Below are 13,955 nucleotides of genomic sequence, written 5' to 3' on the forward strand. Positions count from 1 at the left end.
CAGAAGTGAAACGCTGTAGCGCCGATGGTAGTGTGGCATTCGCCATGCGAGAGTAGGACACTGCCAGGCACCCAATTTTAGATTACGCATTGAGCGTGGTCTTTACCGGTTAGTGTGCTGATATGGCTCAGTCGGTAGAGCGCATCCTTGGTAAGGATGAGGTCCCCAGTTCGATTCTGGGTATCAGCACCATTTTCAAGCAGTACAGCTTTTGCCTGACGGCAATAGCGCCGTGGAACCACCTGATCCCATGCCGAACTCAGAAGTGAAACGCGGTAGCGCCGATGGTAGTGTGGCATTCGCCATGCGAGAGTAGGACACTGTCAGGCACCTATTCAGAAGAGGCCTCCCATGCGGGAGGCCTTTTTGCATTTCTGTCCCCTCGCTTCAATTCCCTGCTTCTATTTCAGTAAAAATGCTGGGCTATCAAGGGATTGCTCGTTACTCTTTAGCCGTTGCCCGATGAACACGTGATGCTGCCTGCGAGGTATTGATGGCTACGTTGAAGGAAATTGCACAGGAGGCGGGGGTATCGCTTGCTACCGTATCCCGTGTGCTGAACGAGGATCCCAGCCTGAGCGTCAAGGACGAGACCAGGCAGAAGATCTTCGAGATTGCCGAGCGGCTGGAGTACAAGACCAGCAGCGCCCGCAAAGGAGTGCACAAGAGCAAGCTGCAGCTCCTGGCTGTCTACGCCTATCCCCAGAGCACCGAGGTCAACGATCCCTACTATCTGGCCATCCGCTACGGTATCGAGACCCAGTGTACCCGCCTCAACATCGAGCTGGCCCACTGCTACAACGGTGCCGAGGGGCGTGAGCTCTCTGCCGTCGATGGCATCCTGGTCATCGGTCATCTGCCGGAAGAACGGCTGGCCGTGCTGCGCGGCCTGTCTGCCCAGCTGGTGTTCGTGGATTGCCGCTCTCAGGGCGATTTTGACTCGATTGACGTGGATCTGGCACTCATCAGCCAGCAGGTAGTGGACTTCTTCATCGCCGAGGGCCATCAGCGCATCGGCTATATCGGTGGCCAGGATGATGGCCCGGATCTGCGGGAACTCGCCTTTCGCGATTATGGCCAGCGGCTTGGCGTGGTACAGGAGAGCGACCTCTATCGCGGAGACTTCTCCAGTGCTTCCGGCTACCAGTTGGCGAAGGAGATGCTGGCCGGGGATTGGCCCAAGGCGCTGTTCGTGGCCTCCGACTCCATCGCCATCGGCGTGCTGCGTGCCATCCACGAGAAGGGACTGGCGATTCCCCAGCAGATCGAGCTTATCAGCGTCAACGATATTCCGACCGCCAAGTTCACCTTCCCGCCGCTCTCCACGGTGCGGATCCACTCCGAGTTGATGGGCTCCCAGGGGGTCAACCTGCTGGTTGAACGGCTGCGTGACGAGCGGGATATCCCGCTGCGGGTGCTGGTACCGAGCAAATTGACTCTGCGCGGCACTACTCGCTGATTTTAGTAAAATATTCTGCTTTTTAGTCGCGCCATCTTGCGGTGGCGCAACACATCTCCCAAGCAAATCTCTTTCCCATCTCTTCCAGCAAACTCATATCATATTGTTTTATAATTGATTTAATTACAGTTCAGCCTACTGCTATCAACATCCATGCCACTCATTCATATCTTGCTCTCCTTTATCTCCCGCTTCTGATCTCGCTCACAAAACCATCTGTTCATTGTGATCAGGTTAAAACTTTACCTATCTAGAACTGATATTTAGTAAATGTTTGTCTAGAGTTTACCCAGTTAACGTTGCCTTGTTCCGGGAGGACATGTGAATAACTGGGAAAACGTCCAATTCGTTGGTGAAAACAGGCTGGCTCCGCGCGCCTACTTCTTCTCTTATGCCGACCACGGGCTGGCGGCCACCATGCAGCGCGAGCTGAGCCGCCGTTTTCTGAGCCTGAGCGGCCAGTGGCAGTTCCACTACTTCGACCACCCCCTGCAGGTGCCGGAGGCCTTCTATCACAGCCCCATGAGCGAGTGGGGCCAGATCACCGTGCCCAACATGTGGCAGATGGAAGGACATGGCAACTTGCAGTACACCGACGAAGGTTATCCCTTCCCCATCGATGTGCCCTTTGTGCCGACCAACAACCCCACCGGCGCCTATCAGCGCAGCTTCACGCTGAGCCCTGCCTGGGACGGCGAGCAGGTGATCATCAAGTTTGACGGGGTGGAGACCTACTTCGAGGTCTATGTGAACGGCCACTACGTCGGCTTCAGCAAGGGCAGCCGTCTCACCGCCGAGTTCGATATCAGTGCCTACGCCAACATTGGCGAGAACCTGCTGTCAGTGCGGGTGATGCAGTGGGCTGACTCCACCTATATCGAAGATCAGGACATGTGGTGGATGGCGGGGATTTTCCGCGACGTCTACCTGGTGGGCAAACCGGCGGTCCATGTGCAGGACTTCTTCATCCAGACCGCGCTGGCTGATGACAGCCAGAGCGCCACCCTGAGCTGCGATATCCAGCTGGAGAATCTGGGAGCGCCAGCCCGTGATCACCGTCTGGTCTGGTCCCTGCTGGATCAGGGCAGCGAGATCGCCAGCGGCTCGCTCGACCATCTCGCCATCGATGGCAAGTGTGATTGCCGCTTCACGCTGGATCTGGCCAACCCCCATCTGTGGAGCGCCGAAGACCCTTACCTCTATCAGCTGCAACTCTCCCTCTATGACGATCGAGGGGAGTTGCTGGAGGTGATCCCGCAGCGGGTCGGGGTGCGTGAAATCACCGTCAAGGATGGCCGCTTCCATGTCAACGGCCACTACCTCAAGCTGCACGGGGTGAACCGCCACGACAACGACCACCTCAAGAGCCGCGCGGTCGGCATGGATCGGGTGGAGCGCGATATCGTGCTGATGAAGCAGCACAACCTCAACTCGGTGCGCACCGCCCACTACCCGAACGACCCGCGTTTCTACGAGCTGTGCGACCAGTACGGTCTGTTCGTGATGGCGGAGACCGACGTGGAGACCCACGGTTTTGCCAACGTCGGCGATCTCAGCCGCATCACCGACGACCCCTTCTGGGAGCCGGTGTTTGTGGATCGCATAGAGCGCCACGTGCACGCCCAGAAGAACCACCCCTCCATCATCATCTGGTCGCTCGGCAACGAGTCCGGCTACGGCTGCAACATCAGAGCCATGTACCAGCGCTGCAAGGCGATCGACCCGACACGGCTGGTGCATTACGAAGAGGATCGCGACGCCGAGGTGGTGGATGTGGTGAGTACCATGTATTCCCGCGTCTCCCAGATGAACTGCTTCGGCGAGTTCCCGATGGCGAAGCCGCGTATCCTCTGCGAATACGCCCACGCCATGGGCAACGGCCCGGGTGGTCTGAGCGAATACCAGCAGGTGTTCGACCGTCATCCCCACATTCAGGGCCACTACATCTGGGAGTGGTGCGATCACGGCATTCTGGATCAGGACGAGCAGGGCCGCCCGGTCTACAAGTACGGCGGCGACTACGGCGACTACCCCAACAACTACAACTTCTGCATGGATGGCCTCATCTACCCGGATCAGACCCCGGGGCCGGGCCTGCGCGAATACAAGCAGGTGATCTGCCCGGTCAAGGTGCGCGCGCTGGATCTGGCGAGCGGCAAGCTGGAAGTGGAAAACCGCTACTGGTTCTCCACTCTCGACGACATCCGCCTGCTGGTCGAGGTGAAGGCCGAAGGCGAACTGCTGGCCAGCCAGCAAATCCGGTTGGAAGGGATTGCTCCCGGTGCCACCACCGAGTTGCAACTCGAACTGCCATCCCTCGATGGGCGGGAAACCTTCGTCCAGCTGCGGGTCATCAAGGCCACAGCTACCTGCTACAGCGCGGCGGAGCACGAACTGGGTCAGTACCAGTTCCAGCTGAAGGAGTCGACTCGTCAGCTGCAGCCCTTTGCCAATCCCAATGCCACAGCATTGCAGATTGCCGACGAGCGCCTCGCGCTGACCTTGAGCGGCAGCGGCTTCGCCCTGCGCTTCTCACGCCTCGACGGCAAGCTGGTGAGCTGGCAGCAGGATGGTAATGAGCTTATCGAGCGAGCCCCGCGCCTCACCTTCTTCAAGCCGATGATCGACAACCACAAGCAGGAGTACGAGAGCCTGTGGCACCCGAACCACCTGCAGATCATGCAGGAGCACTTCCGCACCTTAAGCTGGCGTCAGCTGGGCGAGGCGGTCGAGGTGACGGTGGAGAGTCTGATCGCGCCGCCGGTGTTCGACTTCGGCATGCGCTGCCGCTACGTCTACACCCTGAGCCCGAACGGTCAGCTGCACGTGGCACTGTCCGGTCAGCCCTACGGCGGTTATGACGACATCATCCCCAAGATCGGCTTCGAGCTGGGCATTCGTCAGGATCTCGACCGGGTGCACTACTACGGCATGGGGCCGGGCGAAAACTATCAGGACAGCCGCCAGAGCAACTGGATCGACAGCTTCCAGAGCACAGTCAGCGAGATGTGGGAGCACTATCCCTTCCCGCAGGACAACGGCAACCGCCAGCAGGTGCGCTGGGCGACCCTGACCAACCGCCACGGCGCCGGTCTCTACGTGCGACCCGATGCCCCCATCAATCTGAGCGTCTGGCCCTACAGCTGGGAGCATATCCACGCGGCGCAGCACATCAACGAGCTGGAACCGAGCGGTTATCTCACCCTCAATCTGGATCACAAGGTACTGGGGCTTGGATCCAACTCCTGGGGCTCCGAGGTGCTGGACTCCTGGCGGGTGCGCTTCGAGCCATTCAGCTTCGGCCTGACCCTGCTGCCCATCGCCCGTGGCAACCTCAATCCGGCTGTGCTGGCCGGGCTAGATCTCACCATCAACGGCGGGAGGAACCTCGCATGATCACCCTGGACAACCTGACCCTGTTCAAAAACATCTACCGGGAGGGCAAGAAGTGGGGCCGCTGCGTGGAGGCCATCAACAACCTGCCGAACCTCAAGCCCGGCATTTGCCACTCCATCGGTGACTCCCTCACCTATCGCTTGCAGGAGGGGGCCAGCCCGGCCACCTCCCTGTTCGAGGGGCAGCGCCGTTACTTCGACGTTCACTACTACCTGGAAGGGGCAGAGACGGTGGAGTGGGCCCCCAAATCGGAGCTGGCGGTCGAGCAGGCTTATGACGACACCACAGACCGCGAGTGGCTGGCCGGTGAGGTGCGTGAGCGCCAGCAGGTGGGCAACGGGCAGGTGGTGATCTTCGAGAACGACGAGGCTTACCGTTTCGTCGGCGACGGGCTGGTGCGCAAGGTGATCATCAAGGTCACCGTCGAAGGCGGCTACTTCAAGAACAAATAACAAGCCGCCGGTTCTGCACTGATAAAAGCCGGAAGGGTGGGGCTCACCCTACAACCCATGCCCCGCTCTTTCGCTAGATAACTACAGGTCTGGAGATGCACCATGTCTGATTCCAAACGCAATACGATAGGCAAGTTTGGTCTGCTGTCGCTCACCTTCGCGGCGGTATTCAGCTTCAACAACGTCATCAACAACAACATCGAGATCGGTCTGGCCTCGGCCCCGATGTTCTTTCTGGCCACCATTTTCTACTTCATTCCGTTTTGCCTGATCATTGCGGAGTTCGTGTCACTGAATAAGAACTCCGAAGCGGGCGTCTATGCCTGGGTGAAGAGCTCCCTCGGCGGTCGCTGGGCCTTCATCTCCGCCTACACATACTGGTTCGTGAACCTCTTCTTCTTCACCTCGCTGCTGCCGCGGGTCATCGCCTACGCCTCCTATGCCTTCCTCGGCTACGAGTACATTCTCACCCCGGTGGCGACCACGGCATTGAGCATGGTGCTGTTTGCCTTTGCCACCTATGTCTCCACCAACGGCGCCAAGATGCTCGGCCCCATCACCTCGGTGACCTCGTCCCTGATGCTGCTGCTGACCCTCTCCTACATTCTGCTGGCGGGTGCGGCACTGGTGGGCGGCGTGCAACCGGCTGACCCCATCACGGTAGAGGCCATGGTCCCCGATTTCAGCTGGGCCTTCCTCGGCATCACCACCTGGATCTTTATGGCAGCCGGTGGCGCCGAGTCGGTGGCGGTCTACGTCAATGACGTGAAGGGGGGCTCCAAGTCCTTCGTGAAGGTGATCATTGTCGCCGGGATCTTTATCGGCGTGCTCTACTCCATTGCATCGCTGTTGATCAACGTGTTCGTCCACAGCGACACCCTGAAATACACCGGCGGCTCGGTGCAGGTGTTCGAGGGGCTGGCAGCCTACTTCGGCCTGCCGGAGATCCTGATGAACCGCTTCGTGGGTCTGGTCTCCTTCACCGCCATGTTCGGCTCCCTGCTGATGTGGACGGCGACCCCGGTGAAGATCTTCTTCTCCGAGATCCCGGCCGGCATCTTCGGCAAGAAGACGGTCGAGCTGAACGAGAATGGCGTGCCCGCCCGTGCAGCCTGGATCCAGTACCTCATCGTGCTGCCGCTGATGGTGATCCCGACTCTGGGCTCCAACACCGCGCAGGATCTGATGAACACCGTCATCAACATGACTGCTGCCGCCTCCATGCTGCCGCCGCTGTTCATCATGCTGGCCTACCTCAATCTGCGGCTGAAGCTCGACCACCTGCCGCGGGAGTTCAAGATGGGTTCGCGTACCACCGGCATCGCCGTGGTCTCGGTGCTGATCGCCATTTTCTCGGTGGGCTTCCTCGCCTCCACCTTCCCGACCGGCGCCGACATCATGACCATCGTCTTCTACAACGTCGGCGGGATCGTGATCTTCCTCGGCTTCGCCTGGTGGAAATACAACAGATACGAGGCCTCCCTCAGTACCGAAGCTCGTGCCAAAGAGGCCGAGCCAGCGGCGCAGGTCGTCATCCAGCCGTCATGACCCCATCAAACCGGGTGGCCGTTGGCCACCCGCAAACCGTTGAACCAGAAAAGGAAAAGAGCATGAGCGAGACGATCGAGTTTGCCGAATTCAAGCGGGTCGAGATGAAGGTGGGCAAGGTGCTGGAGGTGGTGCGTCACCCCGGTGCCGACAAACTCTACATCGTCCAGATCGACGTGGGTGGCGAGCGGCCGCTGCAGACCGTCACCAGTCTGGTGCCTTACTACAGCGAAGAGGAGCTGATGGGCAGCGAGGTGGTGGTACTGACCAACCTCAAGCCCACCAGGATGCGCGGCGAGCGCTCCGAGTGCATGTTGCTCTGCGCCGAGACCCCGGACGAGAGCCAGAGCGTGCTGCTGCAGCCGCGGGTGCCGATGGCGCCGGGCACTCCGATCGTCTGAATGGTATTGCGAGCCGGTGCGGGTGATTGCACCGGTTCACCAACGAGGCCGTCCACGCGGCCCGCTCATAACAAGAGAGTAAAGGGCAGGGTCGACAGACCCTTGCCAAACACATCACAGAGTCACAGCGCTCCCCGCAGGGAGCGCGAGTCCACTGGAGGACACCATGTCTGAATCCGTACGCGGCACCATAGGCAAGTTTGCCCTGTTGTCGATGACCTTTGCCGCCGTGTTCAACGTGCGCAACATCGTCAACAACAACATCGAGCTGGGGCTCAGTTCCGCCCCCATCTTCCTGCTGGCGACCCTCGTCTACTTCATCCCGTTCGTTTTCATCATTGCCGAGTTCGTCTCGGCCAACAAAAACTCCGAGTCGGGGATGTACGACTGGCTGAAAAAACCGCTCGGCACCCGGATGGCCTATCTGGGCTCGTTTCTCTACTGGTTCGTGAACCTGTTCTGGTTCGTCTCCCTGCTGCCCAACGTCATCGCCTACGCCTCCTACGCCATGCTGGGCTATGAGTACAGCTTCTCGCCCATGGTCACCTCGGTCATCTCCATCGTGCTGTTTGCGGCGGCGACCCACATCTCCACCAAGGGGGCGAGCTGGCTTGGCAAGATTGCCGAGATCGTGGCCTACGGGGTATTCGCCCTGTTCGCCATCTATGTGCTGGGCGCCCTGATGGCTCTGAGTGGGGATCATGTGCCGGCCCAGCCCATCACGCTGGAGGCGATGACTCCCACCGTCAACTGGGCGACCCTCGGCATCATGTGCTGGATCTTCCAGGCGGCGGGCGGTGCCGAGACGGCGGCGGCCTACCTCAATGACGTGAAGGGGGGCCAGAAGTCCTTCATCAAGGTGATCATCAGTGCCGGCATCGTCATCGGCGCCATGTATGCGGTCGGTTCCCTTTTGGTGAACGTGTTCGTGCCGCGCGAGAGCCTCACCTATGCTGGCGGCATGGTGGAGATCTTCACCGGCATGGCGCAGTATTTCGGGCTTTCCGAGGCGATGGTGGGCCGCTTCGTCGGCGTGGTGCTGTTCATCGCCATGTTCGGCTCCATGATGATGTGGACCTCGGCGCCGGTGAAGATCCACTTCTCCGAGATCCCGCAGGGGGTTTACGGCGAGAAGACCACCCAGCTCAACGAGCACGGCGTGCCGGTGCGCGCCGCCTGGTGGCAGTTTGTCTTCGTGTTCGTGATGCTGGTGGTCAACGGTTTCGGCTCGGAATCGGTGCAGCAGATGATGAACACCGCCATCAACCTCACCGCCGGCACCGCCATGCTGCCGCCGATCTTCATCATGGTGGCCTACTTCGTGTTCCGCTGGAAACATGACGACACCCCCCGCGAGTTCCGCATGGGGTCGCGCACCTTCGGGATGGCGGTGGTGTCGGTGCTGATCGCCATCTTCGTGGTGAGCATGAGTGCCTCCGCCTTCCCGGCCGGGGTGGATCTGGTGCGCGCCTTCTTCATCAACGTCTTCATGACCGCGGTCTTCTCGGCGCTGGCCTACTGGTGGATCTCCCGCTTCGAGAAGCGCCAAGCCCGCAAGCTCGGTGGCAACGAGAAGAAAGCGGGCAGCGACACCCTGGCCAGCCAGCGCTGACCGGCATGTGGCAAACAGGAGACGGGCGACCAGGGTCGCCCGTTTTTTATTGGCCGGATCCGGGGCCGGAGGGGCAAAATCGTTTAGTTTTGCTGTGAGAATGCGCGTTATCGTTTAACAAAATGAAACAAATGAAGCTGCCGCTCAACTTTGCACCACAGGGTGTTCGGGGTAAGCTTGTCCCTTCGTATCCGGGGTCGCCGCCTGATGACGCCTTCCCCGTGCCCTGTCGTCCCCATCCCGTGTGGGACGCGCTTTCTCTGGAGACTCCCCGTGCGTCTGGATCCTTTTACCTCTGTGCTGATTGTGGTGGTCGCGCTGGCCTCCTTCTTCCCCTGCGAGGGGCAGGTTGCCGTCTGGTTTGGTCTGCTGACCAAGCTGGCGGTGGCGCTCTTGTTCTTCATGCATGGTGCCAAGCTGTCGCGCCAGAACCTGCTGGCGGGCCTGGGCCACTGGCGGCTGCACCTGGTGGTGATGGCCAGCACCTTCCTGCTCTTCCCGCTGCTGGGGCTGCTGCTCACGCCGCTGGTGCCCCAGTGGCTGAGCCCGGCCATCTACCTCGGTTTCCTTTACCTGTGCGCCCTACCCGCCACCGTGCAGTCGGCCATCGCCTTCACCTCCATGGCGGGGGGCAATGTGTCGGCGGCGGTGTGCAGCGCCTCGGCCTCCAGCATCCTCGGCATCTTCCTCTCGCCGGTGCTGGTGGGGCTGATGATCAATGTGCAGGGGGAGGGGGTCGATACCTGGCACTCCATTCAGGCCATCATGGTGCAGCTGATGCTGCCCTTCGTGGTGGGCCACCTGTCGCGCCCTCTCATCGGTGGCTGGGTCGACAGCCACCGGCCGCTCATCGGCAAGCTGGACCAGAGCTCCATCCTGCTGGTGGTCTATGTGGCCTTCAGCGAGGCGGTGGTGCAGGGGATCTGGCACCAGGTCGGCTGGTATGATTTGGCCAGTATCGTGCTGCTGAGCTGCGTGCTGCTGGCACTGGTGCTGGGGTGGAACGTCTGGATCAGCCGTCGCCTCGGCTTCAACAGGGCGGACGAGATCACCATCGTCTTCTGCGGCTCCAAGAAGAGCCTGGCCAACGGGGTGCCCATGGCCAACGTCATGTTCCCCGCCGCCAGCGTCGGTGTCATGGTGCTGCCCCTGATGATCTTCCACCAGATCCAGCTGATGGTGTGCGCCGTGCTGGCCCGCCGCTACCGCGAGCAGGAGGCGGTGCCCCAGGTTCAGGAGGGGTAAGCGGTCCGGATAAAGAAGAGGGAGGCCATGGGCCTCCCTCTTTCGTTTGCCGCGTCGTCAGCGTTTGCGCCAGACGGTGAGCTGAGCCACCGTGTGCTGGTACTTGCGGGCGGTCTCGCGGATGACGAAGGGGACGTCCCTCGGGGGCATGTGCTCCTCGAACTCCTCCGCCAGCAGCCGTTGCAGCGCCTGATAGGTGCCGAGGGCCTCGCCGTTTTCCCGGATGCCGCCGAGCCAGTTGGCCTTGGGGGTGTAGTCGGTCAGCCAGGTGTAGGGGCTGGTGAGCACCAGCAGGCCGCCGCTGCGCAGGCGCGGAGCAATGTCCCGCAGGAAGCGGGCGGGCTCCCGCAGTCGGTCGATGAGGTTGGAGGCGAGCACCAGATCGTAGTCGCCGTACCTGGGCTTGAGGTTGCAGGCATCCCCCTGGCTGAAGTGGACCCGCTCGCTCTGCTCGCGACCAAGCTCGTGGCGGGAGAGGCGCGCCTCGCAATATTCCACCAGATCCCCTTCCACCGGCACCGCATAGCGGAAGCTGTCCTGTCTTGCCAGGGTCAGGGCCACGTCGATGAAGCGGGCCGAGTAGTCCACCCCGTCCACGTGGGCGAAGCGGCGAGCCAGTTCGAAGCTGGCGCGGCCGGTGGCGCAGCCGATATCCAGCGCCCGCTCATGGCGGCCGCAGAGCTCGCTGGCAAGACCGGCCAGAGCCTCGGCGTAGTTGGCGACCCCGAAGTGGCTCGGGCCGTACTGGAAGTCGAGGTACTGAGCGACGAGCGTGTCGGTTTCATAAGGATTCACGATGACGGGCTCCTGATGGCGTGAGACCAGGTAGCGGAAGCCCGCGTGCTGGAAGAAGTGGCGACGGAAGGCGTAGCGGGAGGACTTGAGCGCCTCGTTGCCGGTGCTGATCCAGCTCCCGCCCTTGATGAGGGTGTGCTTGCCGTCGAAGGTGGGGGTGGAGAAGTCGTCGTAGAGGGGGTGCACCTTGAACCCCTCGAAGCCGTCGATGGCGGTGCTGGTCCACTGCCAGACGTTGCCCACCAGATCGAAGAAGCTGCCCTGGGGGCAGGCATCCACCGGGCAGGAGGAGGCGAAGCGGGCCAGGTTGATGTTGCCGGGGGCCTCCATCCAGTCCGGCTGATCGCCGGCCAGTTGCTCCCGCAGCAGCATCCACTCCCCCTCGCTTGGCAACTGGACGGGCAGGCCGGTCTGATCCGCCTTCCAGCGGCAGAAGGCGGCGGCCTCCAGCTGGTTCACCTCCACCGGCCAGTCCCAGGGCATGGGGACCTGCTCGGTCATCAGCCGCAGTTGCAACTGCTCGGGTTCATTGGGATCGCCGACCCAGAAGGTGGGCATGCGGGCGTTGGCATACTGGCGCCAGCCCCGGCCCTCGTCGTCCCACCAGGCGGGCGCTTCATATCCGCCCGCCTGCACGAAGGCCAGGTATTCGGCGTTGCTCACCAGCATGCGGCTGGCCTGGAAGGGGGCCAGCTCGATGTGGCGCTCGCCGTATTCGTTGTCCCAGCCGTAGGTGGCATCCTGCTTGCCGAGTCGCACCTGGCCGCCGGCCACCGGCAGCAGGGTGTTGACGGGGACGGCGGCGAGATCGTGGCGCGCCTCGGGGCAGACCGGCCACTGGGGCTGGCTGCGCACCCAGGCCAGGGGCAGCTGGCGGATCAGCACGCTGGAGGTCTCGAGGTGGATGCGCTCGTGCTCTATGCCCATCAGGATGACCCAGGCCGGGCTCTGCCAATGGATGGGCAGCTCGATCGGCATCCGCTCGATGAAATCACACACCAGATCCCGCACGCGGCCGCGGTAGTCACGCAGCTCGCTGACGGAGGGCCAGTCGTAGTGGGTTTCGTCCAGATCGTCCCAGCTCATCTCGTCCACCCCGATGGCGACCAGGGCCTCGATGCGTGCGTCGAGCCGACTCTCGATGAGACGGGCCGCCAGCAGCTTGTTGACGAAGAAGGCGGCGGTATGGCCGTAGTAGAAGATGAGCGGGTGGCGCAGGGGGATCGCCTTGTTGAACCAGGCCCGCTCGTCGGCCAGGCAGTCGAACAGCGAGTCGTAGAGATCGAAGGTCTGGCAGAAGTAGGCGAGGAGCTCGCGGCGCTTGTGGTCAGGATCGTCGCCGGTCAGCAGCGGGGTGCGGGTGGGGGCAGGCAGGCCCGGATGGACGAATGAGTGGCTGGCTTGGGTCACGCTCTGACTCCTTGTTGATTCTGGCGGGTGAAGCAGCGATGGAGTGCTCTATACGCACCAGGTATCACTATTGGCTCAACGAACCGGGGCGGCAACCAAAAAAATGGGTCAACACTCCCCTTCGGGTGTGGTCAGATTGACCAGATTGTGGTCTGAATGACTCTTTGCTGTGGGCCCTTCGAGCCTCGAAATATTGAAATGGATAGATAAATCATGATGTTAGCCATATGGCACAGGGTTTGCTCATTGCCACTCACCTGCCGCGCCGTGCGGCAAAGAGGAAACGAGGAGTAGCGGGATGAAATGGATGCTGGGAGTGGTGCTGGCCCTGGGGCTGACCGGATGCAGCTGGCAGGATGACGTCAAGGTGCGCGGGGAGGGGGCTGTGGTGGAGCAGCAGCATCCCCTTGGGCATGAGGTGACCCGGGTGCTGGCGGGCGTGCCCGCCAACCTGTACCTGGTGGCGGGAGAGAGCCACACCCTCAGGGTCAAGGGGGAGGCCAACCTGCTGCCCTATCTGGTGCTCACCGAGAAGGGGGAGAAGCTGGAGATCGAGGTCAAGGATGGCTACCGGCTCGACCCCACCCAGCCGCTGGAGATCACCATCACCTTGCCGACGCTGCACGAGTTGGCACTGGCGGGGGTTGGCAACGGCGCCTTGCGCGACTTCAAGGGGGATGATCTGGTGCTCTCCCTGGCGGGCACGGGGGACATCGTCGCCAGCGGGCTGACGCTGGATCGGCTGGAGGGCAACATCGCCGGGCTGGGCAACCTGGATCTGGGGCAGGGCTCCGCCCGGGTGATGGCGCTGAACATCGCCGGCGCCGGTGGCGTCAAGGGGGCCGGGCTCGCCAGCGAGGAGGTCGAGGTGAGCATCGCCGGCAGTGGCGAGGTCGAGGTGCGGGCCCGGTCGCGGCTCAAGATAGAGATCGCCGGTGCCGGTGCGGTCAACTACTGGGGCAGCCCAGCGCTGACCAGCGAGATCGCGGGCTCGGGTCAGGTGAGCCGGTTGGGGAGCTGATCCCATCACCGCAACAATGAAAAAGGCCCCTCGGGGCCTTTTTTGCAGGATGCGACATCGTGGGACGACACCTCACTCGAGGGGGAGTGAGAGGCCCAGATCGGCGTTCAGGCGCATCAGCAGCCACTGCATGCCGGCGAGGTGCTGGTGGTCATGGCTGACGAGCAGGCGCACCAGACCGTCCAGGGTCACCTCCCCATAGCCGCCATAGCGGGCGCGGCGCTGCCAGGCGTCGGACGGTACCGTCTTCAGCCATTCGACGGTCTGCAGGCGGGCGGTGCGAAAGCGGTCGAGCTGCGTGGCGGTATCCTGCCGGGGGTAATCATGGTCCAGCGCCAGCTGATAGCCATCGAGGGAGGCGAGCTCCGGCAGGCTTTCCGCCAGGGTGCGACGAAACCGCACCTGATAGCCCAGCACTTCGATGTCCAGCAGGTGGCAGAGGTGCCCCCTGGCACTGAAACGCTCGGAGGGGATCCCGGCCCAGTTGGCGGGTTCCCAGTCCAGACGGTCGGTGGGGACCTGTGCCAGCAGCCGCTCGAACTGATCAGGCATGGCCAGCAATGTGGTGAAGAGAGGCATCCTTGTCTCCTGTTTCCGGGTGAATGGCCGTCCGCTG

General features: G+C 62.0%; 10 protein-coding genes, 1 tRNA gene and 1 rRNA gene. 10 read left to right on the plus strand and 2 right to left on the minus strand.

Annotated features, from left to right (window positions below):
- Window positions 1-116: 116 nt before the first annotated feature.
- From ACVDHI_RS16220 to ACVDHI_RS16260, 9 genes are all read left to right on the plus strand, one after another.
- Window positions 117-192, plus strand: a tRNA-Thr gene (locus ACVDHI_RS16220).
- A 22-nt stretch (window positions 193-214) separates the two neighbouring features.
- A 5S ribosomal RNA gene (gene rrf / locus ACVDHI_RS16225) occupies window positions 215-329 on the plus strand.
- Between the two features lie 164 nt (window positions 330-493).
- Window positions 494-1,459 (plus strand): transcriptional regulator EbgR, encoded by a 966-nt coding sequence (ebgR, locus tag ACVDHI_RS16230; protein ID WP_048209174.1) that lies wholly within the window; start codon window positions 494-496, stop codon window positions 1,457-1,459.
- 321 nt (window positions 1,460-1,780) lie between these two features.
- Window positions 1,781-4,855: a beta-galactosidase subunit alpha gene (gene ebgA, locus ACVDHI_RS16235; RefSeq protein ID WP_447212278.1), complete on the plus strand. Its 3,075-nt coding sequence runs from the start codon at window positions 1,781-1,783 to the stop codon at window positions 4,853-4,855.
- Window positions 4,852-5,307 carry a beta-galactosidase subunit beta gene (locus tag ACVDHI_RS16240; protein WP_319893560.1) on the plus strand — a complete coding sequence of 152 codons (456 nt, stop codon included), beginning with the start codon at window positions 4,852-4,854 and terminating at the stop codon, window positions 5,305-5,307. Before ebgA ends, ACVDHI_RS16240 begins: the two co-directional genes overlap by 4 nt.
- A 102-nt stretch (window positions 5,308-5,409) precedes the next feature.
- Window positions 5,410-6,855 (plus strand): amino acid permease, encoded by a 1,446-nt coding sequence (locus ACVDHI_RS16245; RefSeq protein ID WP_447212279.1) that lies wholly within the window; start codon window positions 5,410-5,412, stop codon window positions 6,853-6,855.
- Between the two features lie 62 nt (window positions 6,856-6,917).
- Window positions 6,918-7,256 (plus strand): tRNA-binding protein, encoded by a 339-nt coding sequence (locus ACVDHI_RS16250; RefSeq protein ID WP_026080427.1) that lies wholly within the window; start codon window positions 6,918-6,920, stop codon window positions 7,254-7,256.
- A 166-nt stretch (window positions 7,257-7,422) separates the two neighbouring features.
- Window positions 7,423-8,868 carry an amino acid permease gene (locus ACVDHI_RS16255; RefSeq protein ID WP_447212280.1) on the plus strand — a complete coding sequence of 482 codons (1,446 nt, stop codon included), beginning with the start codon at window positions 7,423-7,425 and terminating at the stop codon, window positions 8,866-8,868.
- A gap of 273 nt (window positions 8,869-9,141) precedes the next feature.
- Window positions 9,142-10,113, plus strand: coding sequence for a bile acid:sodium symporter family protein (locus ACVDHI_RS16260; protein ID WP_447212281.1), 972 nt, complete (start codon window positions 9,142-9,144; stop codon window positions 10,111-10,113).
- 57 nt (window positions 10,114-10,170) lie between these two features.
- On the opposite strand, the gene ovoA is transcribed toward ACVDHI_RS16260, so the two are convergent.
- Window positions 10,171-12,318 (minus strand): 5-histidylcysteine sulfoxide synthase, encoded by a 2,148-nt coding sequence (gene ovoA / locus ACVDHI_RS16265; RefSeq protein ID WP_447212282.1) that lies wholly within the window; start codon window positions 12,316-12,318, stop codon window positions 10,171-10,173.
- 298 nt (window positions 12,319-12,616) lie between these two features.
- Here ovoA and ACVDHI_RS16270 point away from each other — a divergent pair, with 298 nt between their 5' ends.
- Window positions 12,617-13,339, plus strand: a complete 723-nt coding sequence (locus tag ACVDHI_RS16270; protein WP_151027800.1) for a GIN domain-containing protein — start codon at window positions 12,617-12,619, stop codon at window positions 13,337-13,339.
- Between the two features lie 72 nt (window positions 13,340-13,411).
- On the opposite strand, the gene ACVDHI_RS16275 is transcribed toward ACVDHI_RS16270, so the two are convergent.
- Window positions 13,412-13,918 (minus strand): DinB family protein, encoded by a 507-nt coding sequence (locus ACVDHI_RS16275; RefSeq protein ID WP_128273218.1) that lies wholly within the window; start codon window positions 13,916-13,918, stop codon window positions 13,412-13,414.
- Window positions 13,919-13,955 lie beyond the last annotated feature (37 nt).

The organism is Aeromonas sp. 25-248, assembly GCF_053005425.1.

Excerpts from the sequence above, each read along its gene's own strand:
- ACVDHI_RS16270 (WP_151027800.1), top strand. The coding sequence starts at position 12,617 with ATGAAATGGATGCTGGGAGTGGTGCTGGCCCTGGGGCTGACCGGATGC.
- ACVDHI_RS16240 (WP_319893560.1), top strand. The coding sequence starts at position 4,852 with ATGATCACCCTGGACAACCTGACCCTGTTCAAAAACATCTACCGGGAG.
- ACVDHI_RS16250 (WP_026080427.1), top strand. The coding sequence starts at position 6,918 with ATGAGCGAGACGATCGAGTTTGCCGAATTCAAGCGGGTCGAGATGAAG.
- ACVDHI_RS16255 (WP_447212280.1), top strand. The coding sequence starts at position 7,423 with ATGTCTGAATCCGTACGCGGCACCATAGGCAAGTTTGCCCTGTTGTCG.
- ebgR (WP_048209174.1), top strand. The coding sequence starts at position 494 with ATGGCTACGTTGAAGGAAATTGCACAGGAGGCGGGGGTATCGCTTGCT.
- ACVDHI_RS16275 (WP_128273218.1), bottom strand. The coding sequence starts at position 13,918 with ATGCCTCTCTTCACCACATTGCTGGCCATGCCTGATCAGTTCGAGCGG.
- ACVDHI_RS16245 (WP_447212279.1), top strand. The coding sequence starts at position 5,410 with ATGTCTGATTCCAAACGCAATACGATAGGCAAGTTTGGTCTGCTGTCG.